Annotated in this window: 19 protein-coding genes; 8 read left to right on the top strand and 11 right to left on the bottom strand. The window is 75.5% G+C overall.

Translation table 11 applies throughout. From position 1 onward, the window contains the following. Nucleotides 1-55: 55 nt before the first annotated feature. Nucleotides 56-661: a sulfite oxidase-like oxidoreductase gene (locus ACZ56B_RS24400; protein WP_468794498.1), complete on the bottom strand. Its 606-nt coding sequence runs from the start codon at nt 659-661 to the stop codon at nt 56-58. Between the two features lie 468 nt (nt 662-1,129). Here ACZ56B_RS24400 and ACZ56B_RS24395 point away from each other — a divergent pair, with 468 nt between their 5' ends. Next, the gene (locus ACZ56B_RS24395; protein WP_468794495.1) at nt 1,130-1,879 is read left to right on the top strand and encodes a putative protein N(5)-glutamine methyltransferase; all 750 of its coding nucleotides are present in this window, start codon (nt 1,130-1,132) and stop codon (nt 1,877-1,879) included. 52 nt (nt 1,880-1,931) lie between these two features. On the opposite strand, the gene ACZ56B_RS24390 is transcribed toward ACZ56B_RS24395, so the two are convergent. Next, a complete protein-coding gene (locus ACZ56B_RS24390) occupies nt 1,932-4,013 on the bottom strand; it encodes a SpoIIE family protein phosphatase (protein ID WP_468794492.1) in 2,082 nt (693 codons plus the stop codon). Between the two features lie 245 nt (nt 4,014-4,258). Here ACZ56B_RS24390 and ACZ56B_RS24385 point away from each other — a divergent pair, with 245 nt between their 5' ends. The 3 genes from ACZ56B_RS24385 (at nt 4,259) to ACZ56B_RS24375 (ending at nt 7,383) form a co-directional block, all read left to right on the top strand. Continuing rightward, a complete protein-coding gene (locus tag ACZ56B_RS24385) occupies nt 4,259-4,627 on the top strand; it encodes a hypothetical protein (protein WP_468794489.1) in 369 nt (122 codons plus the stop codon). Between the two features lie 133 nt (nt 4,628-4,760). Continuing rightward, the gene (locus tag ACZ56B_RS24380; RefSeq protein ID WP_468794486.1) at nt 4,761-6,776 is read left to right on the top strand and encodes an FAD-dependent oxidoreductase; all 2,016 of its coding nucleotides are present in this window, start codon (nt 4,761-4,763) and stop codon (nt 6,774-6,776) included. Between the two features lie 31 nt (nt 6,777-6,807). Further along, nucleotides 6,808-7,383 carry a PadR family transcriptional regulator gene (locus ACZ56B_RS24375; protein ID WP_468794483.1) on the top strand — a complete coding sequence of 192 codons (576 nt, stop codon included), beginning with the start codon at nt 6,808-6,810 and terminating at the stop codon, nt 7,381-7,383. A 76-nt stretch (nt 7,384-7,459) separates the two neighbouring features. Here ACZ56B_RS24375 and ACZ56B_RS24370 read toward each other — a convergent pair whose 3' ends face one another. From ACZ56B_RS24370 to dhaK, 5 genes are all read right to left on the bottom strand, one after another. Then, nucleotides 7,460-7,993 carry a hypothetical protein gene (locus tag ACZ56B_RS24370; protein ID WP_468794480.1) on the bottom strand — a complete coding sequence of 178 codons (534 nt, stop codon included), beginning with the start codon at nt 7,991-7,993 and terminating at the stop codon, nt 7,460-7,462. A gap of 204 nt (nt 7,994-8,197) precedes the next feature. Next, the gene (locus ACZ56B_RS24365) at nt 8,198-9,202 is read right to left on the bottom strand and encodes a fibronectin type III domain-containing protein (protein WP_468794477.1); all 1,005 of its coding nucleotides are present in this window, start codon (nt 9,200-9,202) and stop codon (nt 8,198-8,200) included. Nucleotides 9,203-9,674: 472 nt separating this feature from the next. Continuing rightward, nucleotides 9,675-10,085 carry a PTS sugar transporter subunit IIA domain-containing protein gene (locus ACZ56B_RS24360; protein WP_468794474.1) on the bottom strand — a complete coding sequence of 137 codons (411 nt, stop codon included), beginning with the start codon at nt 10,083-10,085 and terminating at the stop codon, nt 9,675-9,677. Beyond that, entirely contained in the window at nt 10,078-10,695 is a 618-nt protein-coding gene (gene dhaL / locus ACZ56B_RS24355; RefSeq protein WP_468794631.1) for a dihydroxyacetone kinase subunit DhaL, read from the bottom strand. Before dhaL ends, ACZ56B_RS24360 begins: the two co-directional genes overlap by 8 nt. Nucleotides 10,696-10,757: 62 nt before the next feature. Next, nucleotides 10,758-11,750, bottom strand: a complete 993-nt coding sequence (gene dhaK / locus ACZ56B_RS24350; RefSeq protein ID WP_468794335.1) for a dihydroxyacetone kinase subunit DhaK — start codon at nt 11,748-11,750, stop codon at nt 10,758-10,760. Between the two features lie 614 nt (nt 11,751-12,364). Between dhaK and ACZ56B_RS24345 the strand changes: the two genes are divergently transcribed. The 4 genes from ACZ56B_RS24345 to ACZ56B_RS24330 all read left to right on the top strand — a co-directional run bounded on the left by ACZ56B_RS24345 (nt 12,365) and on the right by ACZ56B_RS24330 (nt 16,568). After that, the gene (locus ACZ56B_RS24345) at nt 12,365-13,204 is read left to right on the top strand and encodes a lysostaphin resistance A-like protein (RefSeq protein WP_468794333.1); all 840 of its coding nucleotides are present in this window, start codon (nt 12,365-12,367) and stop codon (nt 13,202-13,204) included. Beyond that, nucleotides 13,201-14,367 (top strand): sensor histidine kinase, encoded by a 1,167-nt coding sequence (locus tag ACZ56B_RS24340; RefSeq protein WP_468794330.1) that lies wholly within the window; start codon nt 13,201-13,203, stop codon nt 14,365-14,367. Before ACZ56B_RS24345 ends, ACZ56B_RS24340 begins: the two co-directional genes overlap by 4 nt. Beyond that, a complete protein-coding gene (locus tag ACZ56B_RS24335; RefSeq protein ID WP_468794327.1) occupies nt 14,364-15,023 on the top strand; it encodes a response regulator in 660 nt (219 codons plus the stop codon). The genes ACZ56B_RS24340 and ACZ56B_RS24335 overlap by 4 nt, the downstream gene beginning before the upstream one ends. A gap of 669 nt (nt 15,024-15,692) precedes the next feature. Then, a complete protein-coding gene (locus ACZ56B_RS24330) occupies nt 15,693-16,568 on the top strand; it encodes a universal stress protein (protein ID WP_468794325.1) in 876 nt (291 codons plus the stop codon). 190 nt (nt 16,569-16,758) lie between these two features. Here the strand turns inward: ACZ56B_RS24330 and ACZ56B_RS24325 are convergent, their stop codons facing one another. From ACZ56B_RS24325 to ACZ56B_RS24310, 4 genes are all read right to left on the bottom strand, one after another. Then, nucleotides 16,759-17,787 carry an alcohol dehydrogenase catalytic domain-containing protein gene (locus tag ACZ56B_RS24325; protein ID WP_468794628.1) on the bottom strand — a complete coding sequence of 343 codons (1,029 nt, stop codon included), beginning with the start codon at nt 17,785-17,787 and terminating at the stop codon, nt 16,759-16,761. 205 nt (nt 17,788-17,992) lie between these two features. Continuing rightward, nucleotides 17,993-19,600, bottom strand: coding sequence for an FAD-dependent monooxygenase (locus ACZ56B_RS24320; RefSeq protein ID WP_468794323.1), 1,608 nt, complete (start codon nt 19,598-19,600; stop codon nt 17,993-17,995). After that, nucleotides 19,576-19,791 carry a hypothetical protein gene (locus ACZ56B_RS24315; RefSeq protein WP_468794320.1) on the bottom strand — a complete coding sequence of 72 codons (216 nt, stop codon included), beginning with the start codon at nt 19,789-19,791 and terminating at the stop codon, nt 19,576-19,578. Before ACZ56B_RS24315 ends, ACZ56B_RS24320 begins: the two co-directional genes overlap by 25 nt. A 148-nt stretch (nt 19,792-19,939) precedes the next feature. After that, nucleotides 19,940-20,587 carry a CBS domain-containing protein gene (locus ACZ56B_RS24310; RefSeq protein WP_468794317.1) on the bottom strand — a complete coding sequence of 216 codons (648 nt, stop codon included), beginning with the start codon at nt 20,585-20,587 and terminating at the stop codon, nt 19,940-19,942. Between the last annotated feature and the right edge of the window lie 155 nt (nt 20,588-20,742).

Below are 20,742 nucleotides of genomic sequence, written 5' to 3'. Positions count from 1 at the left end.
CGCCGCGCCCGGCGCGGGCCCCGGCGCCGTCCGTGCCGCTGTCCCGGCCGTCCGCTCAGTCACCGGAGTACCTCTGCTCCTCCCAGGGGTTGCCGCGCGCGTGGTAGCCGTTGCCCTCCCAGAAGCCCGGCTCGTCGTGGTCCAGGAGCCGCAGGCCCGCGATCCACTTGGGGCTCTTCCAGAGGTACAGGTGCGGCACCAGCAGCCGCGCCGGGCCGCCGTGCTCCGGCGGGAGCGGCCGGCCGTCGTACTCCCAGGCGATCCAGGCCCGGCCGCCGGTCACGTCGGCGAGCGGGAGGTTGGCGGTGTAGCCGGTGTGCGCGTAGGCGACGACGTGGGTGGCGCGGGCGTCGGGCCGGACCGCGTCCAGGAAGGCGTCCAGGGAGACCCCGCCGAACCGCGTCCCGAACTTCGACCAGCCCGTCACGCAGTGGATCGCGCCCTCGTACGCCGAGGCCGGCAGCGCGTGCGCCTGCTCCCAGTCCCAGGTCCGGGGCTCGGCCACCAGCCCGTCGATCCGGAAGGTCCAGTCGGCGGGCGCGAGGTCGGGCGTGACCTCCGCGGACAGGACGGGCCATTCCTCGCCCGCGTCGTACTGACCGGGCGGCAGACCGGGGTCCTTCGCGCGGGGGCGGCCGGTGAAGCCGCGGGTGATGTTCACGTGATCGGTGGTTTCCGTTGCGGGGGCGTGCCAGTGGTTGCGGTGTCCCACCGTAAGGGGTGCGGACGGCCGTCCGCGTCCGGGGCGGCCGGAGCGGGTCCGGCGGGCGGGGACCACCGTTCCGCGCCGGGCGGCCCCGCGGCCTCGGCCGCGTCCGCCCGGACACCGCGGACACCGCCTTCGCGACCCGGGTTCCCCCGGCACCGTGCGGCCCCCGGGGGATTCGGATAGGGTGACCGTCCGGCCGCGGAGGGACCCGGCCGGGAAGCCGAGGAGGTGGGACCCATCACCGCTGTGTCAGACCGGGTGCTCTCCTCCCGAAGCGACGCGGACCGCCGGCGCTAGGTGACCGCGAGGGCGCCCTTCGGCTTCCGAAAGGCCCGGGCTCTTGCCGCACACGCCGTCCCCTTCACCCGCCCCCTCCTCCCCGGCCGTCGCGCCGTCCCGCCCGCCTCCCGGGCCGCCGTCGTGGCCACGCTGCGCGCCGCGGGCTGTGTCTTCGCCGAGGACGAGGCCGAGCTGATCCTCGCCGCCGCGCCCACCCCGGACGACGCCGCCGCGATGGCCGGACGCCGGGCGACCGGCCTGCCCCTCGAACTCGTGCTCGGCTGGGCCGAGTTCCGCGGCCGGCGCGTCGCCGTGGAACCCGGTGTCTTCGTACCCCGCCGCCGCACCGAGTTCCTCGTCGAGCAGGCCCTCGCACAGGCGCCCGGCGCGGCCGTCGTCGTGGACCTGTGCTGCGGTTCGGGCGCCGTCGGCGCGGCCCTGGCGGCCGGACTGGGCGAGGTCGAGCTGCACGCCGCCGACGTCGACCCGGCCGCCGTGCGCTGTGCCCGCCGCAACGTCGCGGAGTTCGGCGGGCGGGTCCACGCGGGCGACCTGTTCGAGGCGCTCCCCGGCGGGCTGCGGGGCCGGATCGACATCCTGGCGGCCAACGTGCCCTACGTACCCACGGGCGAGATCGGTCTGCTGCCCCCGGAGGCCCGCGACCACGAGCCGCGCGCCGCGCTCGACGGCGGCGCGGACGGCCTCGACGTGCTGCGCCGGGTGGCCGCCGGGGCGCCCGGCTGGCTGGCGCCCGGCGGCTGCCTCCTGGTGGAGACGAGCCGCCGCCAGGCACCCGCCGCCGTCGCCGTCCTCACCGGGGCGGGACTGCGGACCCGCCTGGCCGTCTGCGAGGAGCGGTGCGCCCACGTCGTGATCGGCGTCGGGGCGTAGGGCCCGGGGCGCCGGCCGCCCGCCCCGGGCGGCCGGCGCCGTCGGCGCGGGCTCAGGCGGGTGCCGTCGCGCGGGCGATGAGCAGGGCCACGTCGTCGAAGTTGTCGGGCTCGTGCAGGGTGCGCAGGAGCAGGTCGCAGACCTCCTCCAGGGAGCGGTCGGGGCCGTCCAGCAGGGCGAGCAGCCGGTCCAGGCGTTCGTCCAGCGGGTGGTGCCGCGTCTCGACGAGACCGTCCGTGTAGAGGACCAGCCGGTCGCCCGGGTCCAGGTCGACGGTGGTCGTGGAGAACCCGACCCCGCCCACCCCCAGCGGCACCCCGGTGGGCAGGTCGAGCAGTTCCGGGGCGTGGCCGGACCGGATCCGGACCGGTGGCAGGTGCCCGGCGTTGGCGAGGGTGCACCGCCGCGCGCCGGGATCGTGGACGGCGTAGACGCAGGTGGCGATGGCCTGGTCCAGGCCGTCGGTGATCCTGTCCAGGTGCTCCAGGAGCACGGCCGGATCGAGGCCGAGGGAGGCCAGCGTCGTGGTCGCCGTGCGCAGCCGGCCCATGGCGGCCGCCGCGGGGATGCCGCTGCCCATGACGTCCCCCACGACGAGGGCGGTCCTGTCGCCCTCCAGCGGGATCACGTCGAACCAGTCGCCGCCCACCTCGCTGGTGGCGCCCGCCGGCTGGTAGCGGGAGGCCACCTCGAGTCCGCCCGTCACCCGCGGATGGCTGGGGAGCAGGCTGCGCTGGAGGGTCAGGGCGGTGGCACGGGCGTTCTGGTACCAGCGGGCGTTGTCGATCTGCACGGCCGCGCGGGCGGCCAGCTCCCGCGCGAGCAGCAGGTCGTCCTCGTCGAACGGCGCGGGGTTGTGCGTGCGCTTGAGGTCGAGGGCGCCCAGCACCTCGCCGCGCGCGATCAGGGGCACGGCCAGGTACGAGTGGACGCCCGCCCGGGCCAGCAGCTCGGTGGCCTCCGGGGAGCGGGCGATGCGCGCCAGGTCCTCGTCCTTCACCCGCGGCACCATCACGGGCCGCCCGGTGCGCACGCACTCGGTGACCAGCCGGTCCGGCGCGTACCGGGCCACCTCCCCCGGGGGATCGGCCGCCCGCAGCGCGTCCTCCGCGTCCGCCCCCCGTGCCGCCAGGGCCCGGATCGGCACGGACTCGGCCGGGTCGAAGGCGCTGGGGCGGCCCCGCACCACCGCGTCCAGCAGATCCACCGCCGCCACGTCCGCCAGCTCCGGCACGGCCACCTCGGCGAGTTCGCCGGCCGTGCGCTCCAGGTCCAGCGTGGTGCCGATCCGCGCGGAGGCGTCGGCGATCAGGGCCAGCCGGCGCCGGGCGGTCTCGGCCTCGACGCTCGCCCGGTACTGCTCGGTGATGTCCACGATCGACAGGGCCACGCCCAGCACCGTGCCGAGCGCGTTCTCCAGCCGGTACAGCGAGACCGACCAGGCGTTGTCCTCGTCCGGATCGGCCGGGGTGCGGCCGACCGTGGGCCGGTCGACCACGGGCCGCCCGGTGTCCAGCACCTCGCGGGCGGCGGCCTCGAGGGGCCCGGTGTCCAGCATCGGCAGCACCTCGCGGAGCGTGCGGCCCAGGTGCGCCTCGGCCGGAACGCCGTTGATCTGCTCCAGCGCCGGGTTGACCGTGACGTACCGCAGGGCGGAGTCCAGCACGGCCAGCCCGATGGGGGACTGGGCGACGATCCGCGTGGACAGCGCCACGTCCCGCTCCAGGCGGCGCACGGTCGACTGGTCCACCGCCAGGCCGAGGGCGTAGACCTCCCCCCGGTCGTCCAGCAGCCGCATGTTGCGGAACTCCACGAGCCGCGTCGTGCCGTCCTTGCGCCGGATCGGGAAGGCCCCGGCCCAGCTCTGCCCGGTGCGCATGACGTCGGCGAACAGCTTCACCACGAGGTCCAGGTGCTCCTCGTGCACCATGATCCGGGCGGCGTACCGGCCCAGCGCCTCCTGCGCGTCGTACCCGAACAGTTCCTCGGCCTGGGGGCTCCACAGGGTGATCCGCCCCTGGGCGTCCAGGACCACCGAGGCCACGCGCAGCACGTCGAGCAGCCCGCTGGGCCGCACCGGCCCGGGCACCGGCCCGCCGCCGTCGCCCGGGGATGACCACCCCGCTGCACTCATCCCAGGCCCCGCCTTCGCCGATCCTCCCGGCACGCCGTCACCGTGCCGACTCCCCTTGTTCTACCGCGCGCGGGGACGATTTTCCGCCGCTCCCGCCGTCTGCTTCCACCTTCCCGCACCATCGCGCCGGGCGCCCCGCGACGCCGTCGCCGCGGGGCCCGTCCGCGGGTAGTGCTCCCTGGCGGGGGGTGCTTTGCTGGGGGAGGGGCGGGCACGGCGGCAGGGCCACGAGAGGAGCGATCACGATGGACAGTGAGCGACCGCACCCGGAATCAGTTTCGGTCGAGATCAGCGGATGCAGCAAGGACGACGCCCGGATCGTGTTCGACACGTTGTGCGCGTGCTTCGCGTCCGACCGGTGCGCCGAGGACGTGCCGGAGAAGTTCCACGACACCCGTCCCACGGTGTGGCTCGGCACGTTCGACGTCGCCGACGCGCACGAGGGCGCCCGCCCGGCCCGGCTGTCCTCGTCGGTCGACGCCGACGTGTACGGCGGCTACTGGGCGGTCGACCGCTTCCGCACCACCTTGGACTCCCTGTTCACGGTGCGCGACCTGAGCGCGGTCCCCGGCGACCAGGAGGAGGAGCTGCACCTGCGCCTCGAGAGCCGGTGATCCGGCCGGGCCCGCCGGACCCGCGGTGCCACCGGTCCGGTGTGCCCTCCGTCACGCTTATGCAACTAGTTGCATAAAGCGGTGGGCGTCCTCTACAACTACAGGCACGACACCGCGTGCACGGAGGGCCCCCATGAGCCGTTACCCCCATCTGCTGAGCCCCCTCGACCTGGGCTTCACCACCCTGCCCAACCGGGTCCTCATGGGCTCCATGCACGTCGGCCTGGAGGAGGCCGAGGGCGGCTTCGCGCGCATGGCCGAGTTCTACGCCGCCCGCGCCCGCGGCGGCGTGGGCCTCATCGTCACCGGCGGCATCGCCCCCAACGACGAGGGGCGGCCCCACGAGGGCGGCGCGCGGCTCACCACCGAGGCGGAGGCCGAGCAGCACCGGGTCGTCACCGAGGCCGTGCACCGCGCGGGCGGGCGCATCGCGATGCAGATCCTGCACTTCGGCCGGTACGCCTACCACCGGGACCTGGTCGCCCCCAGCCCCCTCCAGGCGCCGATCAGCCCCTTCCCGCCCCGCGAGCTCACCGACGCCGAGGTCGAGCGCACCGTCGACGACTACGCCCGCGCCGCCCGCCTCGCACGGCAGGCCGGCTACGACGGCGTCGAGATCATGGGCTCCGAGGGCTACCTGATCAACGAGTTCACCGCCCCGCAGACCAACCACCGCACGGACCGCTGGGGCGGCTCCCCCGAGAACCGGATGCGCTTCCCCGTCGAGATCGTCCGCCGGGTGCGCGAGGCGGTGGGCGAGGACTTCATCGTCGTCTACCGGCTCTCCATGCTCGACCTGGTCCCCGGCGGCTCCACCCTGGACGAGGTGATCACGCTGGCCAGGGCCGTCGAGGCGGCCGGCGCCACGATCATCAACACCGGCATCGGCTGGCACGAGGCCCGCATCCCCACCATCGCCACCTCGGTGCCGCGCGGCGCGTACACCTGGGTGACCAAGCGCCTGATGGGCGAGGTGTCGGTCCCGCTGGTCACCACCAACCGCATCAACACCCCCGACCTCGCCGAGCGGCTGCTCGCCGAGGGGCACGCGGACATGGTGTCGATGGCCCGCCCGATGCTCGCCGACCCCGACTTCGTCGCCAAGGCCGCGGACGGCCGTCCCGAGGCGATCAACACCTGCATCGGCTGCAACCAGGCCTGCCTCGACCACACCTTCAGCGGGCGGATCACCTCCTGCCTGGTCAACCCGCGCGCCTGCCACGAGACCGAACTCGTCCTGGCCCCGACCCGGCGCCGCAAGCGGATCGCGGTGGTCGGCGCCGGCCCGGCCGGCCTCGCCTGTGCCGTCAGCGCCGCCGAACGCGGCCACGACGTCACCCTGTTCGACGCCGCGAGCGAGATCGGCGGCCAGCTCAACGTGGCCCGCAAGGTCCCCGGCAAGCAGGAGTTCGACGAGACCCTGCGCTACTTCCGCACCCGGCTCGCCGAACTGGCCGTCGACGTACGCCTCGACACGCACGTCACCGCCGACGACGTGGCCGGCCACGACGAGGTCGTCGTCGCCACCGGCGTCACCCCCCGCACCCCGGACATCCCCGGCGTCGACCACAGAAGCGTCCTCGGTTACCTCGACGTGCTCCGCGACGGCGCCCCCGTCGGCGACCGGGTCGCGATCCTCGGCGCGGGCGGCATCGGCTTCGACGTCGCCGAGTTCCTCACCGACGGCGGTGACCGGGCGCACGAGGACCCCGAGACGTACTTCCGCCGCTGGGGCGTCGACCTCGACTACCGCGCCCCCGGCGGCCTCGCCGCGCCCGAGCGCCCCGCCCCGCCCCGCACCGTCCACCTGCTCCAGCGCAAGACCTCCAAGGTCGGCGCCGGCCTCGGCAGGACCACCGGCTGGATCCACCGCACCGAGCTCAGGCACCGCGGGGTCACCATGGTCCCGGGCGTGCGCTACGACCGGATCGACGACGCCGGGCTCCACATCACCCTCGACGGCGAGAGCACCGTCCTGGAGGTCGACACGGTCGTCCTGTGCACCGGACAGGAGCCGCGCCGCGACCTGTACGAGGCGCTCGTCGGCGCCGGCCGCGCGGCCCACCTGATCGGCGGCGCCGACGTGGCCGCCGAACTGGACGCCAAGCGCGCCATCAAGCAGGGCACCGAGCTGGCGGCGGCGCTGTAGGGGAAGCCGGCGCTCTCCCTAGGATGAGCCCATGTCACTCCCGCACGCGATCCTCACCGCCCTGCTCGAGAAGCCGTCGTCGGGGCTGGAGCTGACGCGCCGGTTCGACAGGTCGATCGGCTACTTCTGGTCGGCCACGCACCAGCAGATCTACCGCGAGCTGGGGAAACTGGAGGCGGAGGGCCTGATCCGGGCCCTCCCCGCCGAGCAGCCGGCCCGGGGGCAGAAGAAGGCGTACGAGGTCCTGCCGGCCGGACGTGCGGAACTGGCCCGCTGGACCGGCGCGCCCCAGGACCCCAAGCCGCACCGCGACGCGATGCTGCTGCGGCTGAGGGCGGCGGCCGTGGTCGGCACCGCGGGGCTCGAGGCCGACCTGCGGCGCCACCTGGAACTGCACGAGCGCCAGTTGGCGGAGTACCGGGAGATCGAGCGCCGCGACTTCCCACCCGGCAAGGACGGGCCCCAGGACCGGCTGCGGCACCTGGTGCTGCGCGCCGGCATCGACCTGGAGACCTTCTGGACCCGGTGGCTCGCCCACGCGCTGTCGGAGTTCGCGCACCTGCCGGACCCCGGGAAGGCGGAGCGGCCCGGGGAGCCCCGGGCGTGACCGCCTCGCTCCGCGGGGGGACGACGCCGGCCGCCCGACCGGAGCGCGTCGGACGTGGCGGCGGCCGGCGCCGCGTCTACAGGTGGCGCGGCCTGCTGCGGCGGCGCAGGTACCACGCCGTGCCGAGGAGACCGGCGCCGACCAGCGTGCCGCCCGCCACCAGGGTCACCGTGCCGTAGTCCTTCGAGCCGCCGCCGATGCCGCCCAGCACCCCGAGGGACGGTGAGGGCTTGGGGGACGCCGACCGGCTGGGCGCGGGCGAGACGACGACGGACTGCGTGCCGGCGGGGTTGCCGTTCGAGCACATCACGATCACCGTGTACGAGCCCGGGGTGACGTCCCCCCAGGCGGCGGACTGTCCCGAGGCGGTCCCCGACAGCGCCACCTGACGGCCCTGGGAGAAGCTCGTCTGGTTGCCGGTGAGCAGCGAGGCGTTGCCCCAGCTGCCGTTGACCTGCGTGCACGCACTGGTGGTGACCGAGACCGTCGACCCGGTCGTGCTGACGGAGATCCCGGCGTTCGCGGCGGCCGGACCGGTCAGGGCGAGGGCCAGCGCGGCGGTGGCCGCCGCGATCGGGCCGGAACCGAGCAGTGGCTTCGAAGTGCGCATGTGGACTGCCTTCCGGCGGCACGGCCGGTGGTGCGTTCCGTGCACCGCCGAGAATCGGGGAACCCGTGCTGCCACAAGGCCAGCCAAGACGCACCCGACCCGTCGCGCACTCCGGTCGCCGCCGGGCAGGTGACGCCCTGCGCCGTCCGGCCGACCGCGGGGCAGGTGACGCCCTGCGCCGTCCGGCCGACCGCGGGGCGCGGGTCAGCGCCGCGGCCCCGTCGTCACCGTGCGCTCCGCCGAGAAGCCGCCCCAGGTCCCGTCCGGCAGCATCGCCCGGATCCGGACCCGGTGGGTGACGCCCGGGTCCCGCCCCACGTAGAAGCGGTACGCCGCCCGGTCGCGCGGGGCGTCGCCGCCCTGGACGAGCGAGGTGGCCGCGCGGCCGTCCAGGTGCACCTCGTACTCGGTGACCACTCCGTCCACCCGCGGCGGCACCCAGCTCAGGTCGAGGTAGTACGCCCCGTCGGACCGGTGGCTCGTGACGCGCAGGCCGGTCGGCGCGGTGGGCGCGCCGTTCCCGCCGTCCCCGCTGCCGGGGGTGGTGAGGCGGACGGCGGCGCCGGCCGGGGAGAGGTTGCCGGCCGCGTCCCGGGCCCGGACGGTGAAGACGTAACGGGTGCCCGGCCGCAGCCCCGTGACCACGGCGGCCGTCTGGTTCCCGCCGACGCTGTGGATCTTCTTCCCGCCCTGGTGGATGTCGTAGGACACCACACCCCGGTCGTCCGTCGAGGCGGACCAGGACAGCTGGACCGCCCGGCTCCCGGCCGCCCGTCCGCGCAGCTCCGCCGGACGGGTGGGGGCGGAGCCGTCCGCTGCCGCCGCCCCGGGGGTCGTCGCCCGGACCTCCCGGCTGCTCGGTCCGAGCCGCCCGTCCGCGTCGCGTGCCCGCACGGTGAAGACGTAGGTGGTCGAGGGACGGAGCCTGGTGACGTCCACCATGTGCTCGGAACCGGGTACTTCCTTGACCTTGGTGGTGCCCCGATACACCTCGTAACGGCTCACCTCGGCGTCGGCCGCGGCCACCGCGTTCCACATGACGTGCACGCTGGTGGCGCTGCCGGCCTCGGCCGTGACGCCCGTCGGCGCTCCGGGCGGCCGCTCCACCGCCTCACCCGGACGGCCTCCACCGCAGGAGGTGACCAGCAGGAGCACCCCGCACAACACGACGAGGCGGCGCGGGGACGCGGCAGCGGGAACGCCTGGCACGACTCTGCCTCCGGGCGGCACACGGAAGGGACCCGGGCGAGGACCCGGACAATGGTCCGGACCAATATGACCCTACTGACGAGGTCACATCAAGAGGGTGTCCGTGGACGGACGCTCCGGCGCATTACGTATGCTGAGTGCACGAACGGCTGAACTGCCCACGAGGGCTCGGGAGTTCAGGCCCGTGGCGCGGACCGCTGTCGTCGCAGACCCCGCGCCGGCACGGGCGGCCGGGGGCCGGAGCGGACACGGGCTCGGGCCCCCGGTCCTGTCACGTCCGCCCCTGTCACGGCCACCGGTGCGATCCTGCGCCGGCCGGTCCGGCCGGTCCGGTCCGGCCGGTCCGGCCAGGGACGCCGCACGGCCGGAACCACCGGCTCGGGGACCCGGTGCCGGGGAACGGCGGCGGGGGAGGACGGAGGGCGGCGGGGGAGGGGAACCCGCTCCCACCCCCCTCGCCCCTGCCGGCCCCTTACGTCTTCCGGTACGCGTACGCCTCCGCGGCGGCCGCCTCCACCGCCGCCAGATCGGCTCCCGTCGCCGCCGTGACCACCGCGGCCACCGCGCCCTCCAGGAACGGCGCGTCCACCAGACGGGTGTGCTCGGGCAGTTCGTCGCCCTCCGCGAGCAGCGCCTTCACCGTGAGCACCGCGCTGCCCAGGTCGGTCAGGACGGCGACACCGGCTCCGCGGTCGACGGACGCGGCCGCCGCGGTGATCAACTCCGCGCTCGTGCCGAGACCGCCGCTCCCGGTACCGCCCGCCGGCGCCACCGGAACCGCGGTACCGGCACCCGCCAGCCCCTTCGCCAGCTCCGCCACCGACGCGGCCACCGCCGCGCTGTGCGACACCAGGACGATCCCCACCGGCTTCCCGTCACTCATCCCCGGCCTCCGCCCCCGAAGCGGCGTCGGCCAGCGCGGCGATCAGCAGCGCCGACGACGTGGCTCCCGGATCCTGGTGCCCGACGCTCCGCTCGCCGAGATAACTGGCCCTGCCCTTGCGGGCCCGCAGCGGTGTCGTGGCCACGGCGCCCTCCTCGGCGGCATCGCGTGCCGCGGCGAACGAGTCGCCGAGTGCGTCCACGGCGGGCAGCAACGCGTCGATCATCGTCTTGTCGCCCTTCGCGGCCCCGCCGAGCTGCATCACCGCCTCCACCCCGGCGCGCAGGGCGTCGGCCAACTGCCGCTCGCTGACCTCGGCGGCGTCCCCGAGCGCCTTGCCGGTGCGGCGCAGCAGCGTCCCGTACAGCGGGCCCGACGCACCCCCCACGGTCGAGACGAGCAGCCGCCCGGACAGGGTCAGCACCGCGCCGGGCGTGGCGGGCGGTTCCTTCTCCAGCGCGGCCCGCACCGCCGTGAACCCGCGCTGGAGGTTGCTGCCGTGGTCGGCGTCGCCGATCGGCGAGTCGAGGGCGGTGAGCCGCTGCGCCTCGCGGTCCACGGATTCGGCGGTCACCGTCATCCAACGGCGGAAGAAGTCGGCGTCGAGCACGGGATCTCCTCGCGTACTGGGTTCGCGTACCAGGTCTTCGTGCACCATTTCCCCGGCTTCCCTCACATGCCCCAGCGCAGCCCCGGGGTCCGCACCGGCGCGTCCCACAGCCGCAGCAGGTCCTCGTCGATCTGGCACAGGGTGACCGAGGCGCCCGCCATGTCCAGGGACGTGACGTAGTTGCCGACGAGGACACGGGCGACGGGCACGCCCCGCTCGCCGAGCACCCGCTGCACCTCGGCGTTGAAGCCGTACAGCTCCAGCAGGGGCGTCGCGCCCATGCCGTTGACCAGGACCAGGACGGGGTTGCGCGGGGTGACGTCCGCCAGGATCGCGTCCACCGCGGCCTCGGCGATCTCACCGGAGGTCATCATCAGCCGCCGTTCCCGGCCGGGCTCCCCGTGGATGCCGATGCCCAGCTCCAGTTCACCGTCGGGGAGGTCGAAGGTCGGGGTGCCCTTGGCGGGCGTCGTGCAGGCGCTCAGCGCCACCCCGAAGCTGCGGGAGTTCTCGTTCACCTGCCGGGCGACCGCCTCCACCTGCTCCAGCGGCCGGCCCTCCTCCGCCGCCGCGCCCGCGATCTTCTCCACGAACAGGGTCGCCCCCGTCCCCCGCCGTCCGGCGGTGTAGAGGCTGTCGGTCACCGCGACGTCGTCGTTGACCAGCACCTTCGCGACCTGGATGCCCTCGTCCTCGGCCAGCTCGGCGGCCATGTCGAAGTTGAGCACGTCACCGGTGTAGTTCTTCACGACGAACAGCACCCCCGCCCCGCTGTCCACGGCCGCCGCCGCCCGCGCCATCTGGTCGGGCACGGGCGAGGTGAACACCTCGCCGGGACAGGCCGCCGACAGCATCCCCGGCCCCACGAACCCGCCGTGCAGCGGCTCGTGCCCGGACCCCCCGCCGGAGACCAGGGCCACCTTCCCGGCCACGGGCGCGTCCTTGCGCACGATCACCCGGTTCTCCACGTCCACCGCCAGCTCGGGATGGGCCGCCGCCATACCGCGCAACGCGTCCGCCACGACGGTCTCCGGGACGTTGATGAGCATCTTCATGGGTGCCTCCTGAGGCGCTCGGCAGGTGGGTCTTCGACCTGCGTTCTGGCTGGTCGGACTCGGTATGGGGCCGTTCTCGATCGTGGTGGTCCGCAGCGGCCGGAAGCGGGCTGCGGCGGTACTGACGCCGACCGGGCGCCGACCTCGGCGACGACCCGTCGGCTCTGCGGGGTGGTCGGGCGCGGGCCGGCTGACGTCCTTCTTCCCGAAGTATCGACCTTGCGGGAGCGGAGGTCACGTGCGCGGGCGCCTATGGGGGTGCCCGGGACGCGGAGGCGGCCTCCCGCCCGCGCCGTCCCGTGGGTGACGAGCGGAGCGGGCACGCCCACGGAACGGCGCGGCGGTGACGGGCCGGAACCGCGGGAGGAGGCCCGGGAGAGGAGCGCTCGGACCGCTTCGCCCGTGCCGGCGAGCGCCGTCACCGCCACGGGGTCACCCCCGCGGGTGCGGGAACGACACCGGCGACCGGCCGGTCCGGGGGACGGCCCGGGGGCCTGTCCCCCGTGCGAGCTACCGCCAGGTGTCCACCGTGAGGTGACGATCCCCGGCGGCCGGTTCCGTAGCGTCCGGTGCAGTCCGCGACGCACCGGTCGCGGCCCGGCAGAGGGGTTCTCATGAGGTTCGTCCGGCAGTTCCTGGCCGTCATGGCGGTGTACGCCCTGGGGGGTGTCGCCGTCAACGCGGTGAAGGAGAACGACTGGCTCACGCTCGTCCTCGGCGTCACGGTCGCCGCACTGACCGTGCTCGTGTACGGGTGGGTGGTGCGGCGGACCGAGCACCGGGCCGCCTCGGACGTGGCCCGGGAAGGCGCCGCGGCCCGGACCGGCTGGGGCGTCCTGATCGGCGGCGGGATGTTCGCGGCCGTCATCGTGAACCTCTTCGCCGCCGGGTACTACGACGTCGGCGGCCTGGGCTCGGTGACCGGCGCACTGGGACTGCTCGGCTTCATGGCGGCCGCCGCGGTGACCGAGGAGGTGGTGTACCGCGGCGTGCTGTTCCGGATCACCGAGGAGCACGTCGGCACGTACACGGCCATGGTGCTGACGGGACTCGTGTTCGGCCTCTCGCACCTGTTCAACGAGCACGCGACCCTGTGGGGCGGCCTCGCCATCGCGATCGAGGCCGGCTTCATGCTCGCCGCCGCGTACGCCGCCACCCGCAGCCTCTGGCTGCCGATCGGCGTGCACTTCGGCTGGAACTTCGCCGCGGCCGGCGTCTTCAGCACCGAGGTCTCCGGCAACGGCACCGACCAAGGGCTCCTGGACGCCTCGACGTCGGGCCCGGAACTGCTCACCGGCGGCGGCTTCGGGCCGGAGGCCAGCGTCTACTCGGTGGGCCTCGGGGCGCTGCTGACCCTGGTGTTTCTGTGGCTGGCCCGCCGGCGCGGGAACATCGTGCCCTTCGGCTCCCGGCGGGCCGCGGGCGTCGACTCCGCCGCTACACTGCCCCGGTGATAGATCGTCGACGCGTCCCGGAGCTGTGGCACCGGCTCGATGTCACGGCCCGGGACCTCCCGCTCGGGATACTGCTCCTCGTGGCGTCGTTCGCGCCGGCGTTCCACGGCAACGGCACGGAGATCGGCGGTCTGCCGACCCGCCCCGCCGACGCGCTGGCCGGTGTGGCGGCCGCCCTGCAGTGCCTTCCGCTCGCCGTGCGCCGGCGGTGGCCGCTCGTCTGCCTCACCCTGGTGTCGTGCGGCTTCGCCCTCGACCAGCTGCGCGGCTACCACCTCGTGGCCGGCATCGCGCTGCCCGTCGCGCTGCTGAGCGCCGGGTCGTACCTGGAGCGGTACCGGCGCACCGCCCCGGTCGTCCTGTCCGCGGCGTTCGCGGCTCTGGCGGTCGCGCTCCACCACCGCGGGTCCGACGAACCGGTGGCCGGGTTCGTGACGTTCCACCTGGCGCTGGCCCTCGCGTGGGGCATCGGCGGGTGGATGCGCTCCGCCCGGGCCGCGGAGGCCGAACGCCGCAGCCGCGTCGCCGAGGACGCCCGTACCGCCGAGCGCACCCGGATCGCCCGCGAGCTCCACGACGTCGTGACCCACCACGTGACGGCGATGGTCGTGCAGTCCGAGGCGGCCCGGTACCTGACCGCCTCGCCCGACCGCCTCGACCAGGCCCTGACCGCCGTCAGTGACACCGGCCGGCGGGCCATCACCGACCTGCGGCACCTGCTCGACCTGCTCAACCCCGACCACGGCACCGACCGCGGCGGCGAGGACAGGACGCCGCCCGTCGGGCGGGTGCTCACGCTCGTCGAGCAGACGCGGCTGGCCGGGCAGCCGGTGGAGTTCACCGAGGAGGGCACGCCGCCGGCCTCGACCGGCAGCGCCGACCTCGTGGCCTACCGGGTCGTGCAGGAGGCCCTGACGAACGCGCTCAAGTACGCCCGCGGCAGCCGGACCTCGGTCCTGGTGCGCCACGGCGAAAGGGAGATCACCGTGGAGGTCGGCACGGACGGTCCCGGTTCGCGGGCCGGTTCCCCCGGCGGCAGCGGGCGGGGGCTGGAGGGCCTGCGCGAACGGGTCGACGTCCTGGGCGGCGACTTCAGCGCGGACCACCGGACCGGCGGCGGCTTCCTCGTCCGGGCGCGGATACCCGCGGGAGGCCCGGCATGAGCGCGCCCGTCCGGGTCCTGGTCTGCGACGACCAGGCACTGATCCGCACCGGGCTGTCGACCATCATCGACGCGCAGCCCGACCTGGAGGTGGCGGGCGAGTGCGGGGACGGGCGGACCGCCGTGGAGCTGGCCGGCCGGCTGCGCCCGGACGTCGTGGTGATGGACGTGCGCATGCCGGTCCTCGACGGCATCGAGGCCACCCGGCTGCTGGCCGGCGCCGGGGTCGAGCACCCCGTGAAGGTGCTCGTGGTGACCACGTTCAACCTGGACGAGTACGTCTACGAGGCGCTGCGGGCCGGAGCGAGCGGGTTCCTGCTCAAGGACGCGCCGCCGGACCGGCTGCTGCACGGAATCCGGACCGTGGCCGCGGGAGCGGCGCTGCTGGACCCCGAGGTGACGCGTCAGCTCGTGGGCCGTTACGCCGCCCGTATCCGGCCCGCCGAGGGCGGCGCGCAGGACACCCCGCTGACACCCCGTGAGCTGGAGGTCCTCCGCCTCATCGCGGACGGACTGTCCAACAGCGAGATCGCCGCGGTGCTCGTCATCAGCCACGAGACCGTCAAGACCTTCGTGTCCCGCATCCTCACCAAGCTCGGCCTGCGCGACCGCGTCCAGGCCGTCGTCTACGCCTACCGGCACGGTCTGGTGACCTGACGACCGGCTCTTCGCGGGGGTGCCGGACGACCCGGGAGCGGTCACGGTACGTCCTCGGGGAAGGTCCCGCACCGGCGGGGCCGGCGTCCTCCCGTCACTCCGCGCAGCTCCACGCTGCCGCGACCCGCGCCGCCGCGCCGGCGGAGACGGTCGGGCGGGTGCGGGGACGGCCGGCTCCTCCGGGCGGCCGGGGCAGACCTCCCGAGGGGCCGGCCCTCCGCCCCGTCCCGCGCCTGCCCGTAGTCCCCGGGCGGTGCCCGCCGCCCGGGCACCGCCGGCCTCCCCGGCGCGGAAGCCGCCGAACCGTCCGCCCACCGGGCGGGACAGCAGGCGCCCCGCGCGGGGCGACCGGTCCCGTTCGACGATGCCGGGGAACGGACGGGTGACTCCGGTGCACCGGGCCCCGCGGCGGGCCCTCCCCGATCACGGGGCGGGGCGGGGAGGCCGTCGTACGGCGTGTTCCGCCCCCGGCATTCCCGGAACCCGTACGGGCCAGGACCGGGGTGGCGCACGGGGGGCCGGTCCGGTGGTCCGGCCGGGCACCCCGCGGCAGGGCCGGACGGCCCCGGCGGGGGCCGGTCCGTCCCTGCCGCCGCCGGGCACCGGGTGAGACCGTGGAGGCGGCACCGGCCGCTGCACGACGCAGCCCGAGAGAAGGCAGTGGACATCATGGAACCTCCCCTGGTCGTGGGCGTCGACGGATCGGAAGACAGTCTTCTGGCCGTCGACTGGGCGGCGGACGAGGCCGCCCGTCACGGCCTCCCCCTGCGGCTGGTCCACGCCTCCCTGTGGGAGCGGTACGAGGGGACGCCGCCGAGGACGAGCCGGGAACGCCCCCCGGAGCAGGTGACGGCGGAGCACATCGTCGCTTCCGCCGAGGAACGCGCCCGCAGGCGCGACCCCGGCCTCGAGGTCTCGGCCGAGACCGTGGCCGAGGAAGCCGCGTCCGCGCTCCTGCGCGAGGGAGGCGACGCCTCTGCCCTGGTGACCGGCTCACGCGGCCGCGGAGGGCTGAAGGGAGCACTGCTCGGTTCGGTCGGTCTGACCGTCGCGGCCCGCGCGTCCTGCCCGGTCGTCGTGGTCCGGGGCGACAGGGCCGGCCTGGCCGGAACCCACGGGCGGATCCTGCTCGGTGCCGGCGACCCCGGCACGAGCGGCGAGGCCGTCCGGTTCGCGTTCCGGGAGGCCGAGGTGCGCGGGTGCGAGCTGGACGTCGTCCGTACCTGGCGTTGCCCCACGTACGTGAACGCCGACCACTCGCTCCTGGCCGGGGATCCGGCGCACCAGCACGAGGGACGGGCCCTGGCCCTGCTCGACGCCCTCGTCGCCGAGGCGGCGGCCGACCATCCGGCCGTGCGGGTGCGCCGGGCGGCGGTCGAGGGACCGGCCCGCAAGGTGCTCGTGCACCGCTCGGCCGCCGCCGACCTCGTGGTCGTCGGCGCCCGGCGCAGGTCCGGGCACTTCGGTCTCCAGCTCGGCCGGGTGAGCCACACCCTGCTCCACCACGCGGCCTGCCCGGTGGCGGTCGTGCCGCAGGGGGCGTGACAGCGCGCCGCCGAACGCAGCGGCGACCCGCGGCTCCTCGCGGGCCCGCAGCGCACGGCGCGGTACCGCTCCGCGTCGCCCGCGGCCCCCGGCTCGTTTCCCCGGCACCGCCGGTCCCCGGCCAGTCCCGGAGCCGGGCGGCCCGGGAAGACGACCCGGCAGGCCTTCGGAGTCCTGCCGGCCGCGCCCTTCAGCCACGCTGCAGGGCGACCTTGAGCGCGCCGGAAGCCGTGCCGCGGGAGAACACCTCGTAGGCGTCCACCACCCGGTCGAGGCCGAAGGTGTGGGTGACCAGCGGGGAGACGGGCAGGCGTTTGAACCTCAGCAGCTCCAGCAGCCAGGACGTGGAGGAGGTGTCGACCTGACCGGTGCTGATCGTCAGGTTCTTGCGCCACACGGACTCGAGGTGCAGCGTGACGGCTCTGCCGGGGGTGCCGATGACGGCGATGCGGCCGCCCGCGCGGACGGCGCGGGTGCACAGCACGAAGCCCTCGGGTTCGCCCGACGCCTCGACGACCACGTCGGCGCCGGGCCCGTCGGACAGATCGGCGATCATCCTCCCCGGCACTTCGGCGGCGTCGGCGCCCATGCGGACGGCGGCCTCCAGCCGGGCGTCGGACAGGTCCACCGCGATGATCCGGCGGGGTGAGTAGAGCCGCGCGATCGCCACCGTGGCGAGCCCGACGGGACCCGCGCCCACCACGACGACGGTGTCCCCCGGGCCCACGTGCCCGTTGCGCACTCCCACCTCGTACGCGGTGGGGAGGACCTCGGAGAGCAGGACCGCGTCGTCGCGCGGGAGGCTGGAGGGCCGGCGGTGGACGGAGTGGTCGGCGAAGGGCACCCGCACGAACTCCGCCTGGGTCCCGTCGATCAGGTTCCCCAGGATCCACCCACCGCCTCCGCGGCACTGCCCGAACATGTGGTCGTGGCACGGCCGGCAGCGGCCGCAGGCCGAGACGGACGAGACGATCACCTGGTTCCCGGGGCGCAGGCGGTGGACGTCGCGGCCGACCTCGACCACCTCGCCGACCGCCTCGTGGCCGAGGACCGTCCCCGCCTTCACCTCGGGCAGGTCCCCGCGCAGGATGTGCAGGTCGGTGCCGCAGACGGTCGTGGTCTCGACGCGCACGACGGCGTCGGTGGGATCCTCGATCGCCGGGTCCGTGACGGTGCTCCAGGAGACCCGTCCGGGACCGTGGTAGACGAGGGCTCGCATGGTCATCTGCTCCCTGGCCGGCTCGGCCGGTCCCCTCCACCGTCGCCCCGGGAGGGCGCCCGGGCAACCCGGACCGTCCGCCCGCCGCCCCCTCGGGGCCGTCACCATTCCGTTTCCGCTCACGCCGACCGCTCCCGGCCGCCCGCCGCCCCCTCGGGGCCGTCACCCTCCCGTGGCCGGGAGGCGGGGCCCCGTCGCCCGGTGTTCACGGCCGGACGGGCGGGGGCGCCGCCGCGCCGATCAGGGAGAGCCAGCCGGTCAGCCCGGCGGTGTCGGCGGCCCCGCAGCGGAAGCCGACGTGCCCGTCCGGGCGGACGGCCACCAGGCCGCGGCCGGGGCTGTTCGACAGCCGCAGGACGGTCACCCGGCCTCCGGCCGGCGTGTCCGGCGGCGGGGCGGCATCACGCTGCAGCAGCAGGTGCACGCCCGGGCGGGCCAGCAGCCCGTGCAACCGCTCGGCGGGTCCCCCGACGCTGACGGCCGCGTCGGGCAGGCGGTCGCCCGGGCGAGGAGCCCCCCGCAGGGGCGGTGTCCCCTCCATCGACAGGGGGCTGTGCCGGTAGTGCACACGCAGCTGGGAGACGAGCCGGACGGCCTCGGCGACCAGCCGTCGCCGGCCGAGGAGCGCGGGGACGGCGGGGGCCGCGCGCGGAACGGCCACCGCGCGCAGCCACGAGGGGAGCCGGCCGGTCGACGCCTCCGCCCAGAACGCCGTGTGGGTGAGGAGCAGCCGTCGGCGGGCGGCCGCTCTGCGCTCCCGGTCGTAGGAGTCGAGCAGCACCTCGGCATCGCGCCCGGTTGCGGACCCGCCCCCGCAACCGCTCGTCGCGAAGCCGAGCTTCCAGCCGAGGTTCACCGCGTCCTGGATACCGGTGTTCATGCCCTGACCGGTGGCCGGTGCGTAGGCGTGGGCCGCGTCCCCCGCGAGGAAGAGCCGCCCCCGGCGGAACCGCCGGGCGAGGCCGCGCTGCAGCGGCACCCGCGCCGACCACGCGAGACGCTCGATCCGCGCCTTCGTCCCCGTGTCGTCCAGGAGGCGTCGGAGCTCGGCTTCCGGGACGGCGGCCCCGGGCCGGCCGGAGTCCCGCCCGGCCCCGCCGGCGGACGCCCGCGTGGCCAGCAGCCGCCAGGCGGCCTGCTCCCCGAGCGGGAAGAGGAACAGCAGACCCCGGCGCCCCGCGAACACCCGGGCGCCGGCACCGGTGGACATGCCGCCGAGGTCGAGGTCGGCGAGGACCGCCTCCTCGGCGTAGGGCCTGCCGTGCCACCCGATGCCGGCGCAGGCCCGCACGGCACTGGCCGGGCCGTCGCAGCCGGCGACGAAGCGACAGCGGACCTCCTCGACGCCGTGCCGCGAGCGCAGCACGGCACGCGCGCCGTCCCCGTCGTCGCGGGCGGTGAGCAGTTCGGTGCCCCGCTCGACCGTCACCCCGCGGTCGGCGAGCGCCCGCGTCAGCACCGTCTCGACGTCCGCCTGCCGCACGAGCGACAGGTGGGGGAACGCCGTGTCGGACAGCGCGAGGTCCGCGAGCGCGGCTTCGACGACGTGGGAGCCGAGGTGCAGGCGGGCCGCCGGGGCGGTGTCCGCCAGCTCCAGCAGGGCGTCCGTGACGCCGAGCGGGCGCAGGACCTCCAGGGTCCGCGGGTGCAGGAGGAGCGCACGGGAGGGCCGGAACGGCTCGGGACGCCGCTCGACGATCCGGACCCGCGCCCCGTGGTCGTGGGCCTCCAGGGCCAGGGTGAGGCCCGTCGTACCGGCCCCGACGACCAGGACGTCCACCACCGCGGTCACGTCCCGGCCGTCGTGCGCCACCGTGCGGCGTCGACCGGCCCCGGGTCCTCGACCGGCCGGGAGCCGGCGGTCACGCCGTCGCGGCGCAGCCCCGGCACGACGGCGTACCGGATCGAACCGGGCACGCCGGCCGGCGCGAGGCCCCGCCACGGGAAGCCCGCGGCCACGGCCCGCCACGTCTCGCCGGGGACGAGCGGTCCCTGTTCCCCCATGGTGACCTCCTTCGAGGAGCCGCGACGGGCGCACGCCGCCGGGTTCCGCCACGCCGGCCGGGCCGGAAGCCGCCCGCACAACCCACCATGAGGCAATGCGCCGTGCCCCGCTGGTCGGGCCGCGGCACGGGACCGCCCGCCGCTGCGGTCACGGGCTCCCGATCCGAGCGAGCCGGGCGGGTGGCGCACAGTCGTCGACGCGGAAGCCGAGGCGGTTCACCACGCCGACCACGCCTTCGAGGCGCCAGGCGGCGTGCAGGAGCTCCGGCACCTGACTGCGCCGTTCGACACGGCCGGCGAGGGTGACGACACCGTCGCGCACGGAGACGAGGACGGCGTCGGACGGCAGTTTCAGCACGTCGACGACGATTTCCCCGGTCACCTGGCGGCGGATGTCGTCGTCCGCGCGCAGGAAGACCCGGAGGAGGTCGCGGCGGGTGGCGATGCCGACGAGGCGGTCGGCTTCGTCGACCACGGGCAGCCGCTCGACGCCACGGCGCTCCATCAGCCGGGCCGCGTCCGGCACGGTCTGCTCCGGGTGCACGGTGATCGCGGGGCTCGACATCAGGTCCCCCGCCGTCAGGGCGGGAGGCGGGGCGGAATCGTCCCGGTGCGCCTGGGCGCGCACCAGGTCGCTCCCGGACAGGACGCCGAGGACCTTGTCGTCGGCGTCGACCACCGGCAGTCCGCTGATCCGGTGGTGGTCGAGCAGCCGCACGACCTCCTTGAACGGCGTCGTCCGGTGGGCCTGCACGACGTCCCTGGTCATCACTTCACCGACGGTGTGAGCGATCATGGCGGATTCTCCTTCGCGAGCGCGGACGGGGAGGGCCGGAGCCGGAGGCCGGCTCCGGCCCTCCCGCCGGGTCGGGCGGGCGCCGTTCGGCGCCTGCTTCTGTGGGGCGCCGCGCCACGGGGGCGGCGTGGCCGTCTAGCGGGGGGTGTTGTTTC

Source organism: Streptomyces sp. NPDC034670, assembly GCF_055574875.1.
The sequence above is the reverse complement of the archived record's forward strand: the minus strand, read 5'-3'. Positions and strand labels throughout refer to the sequence as shown.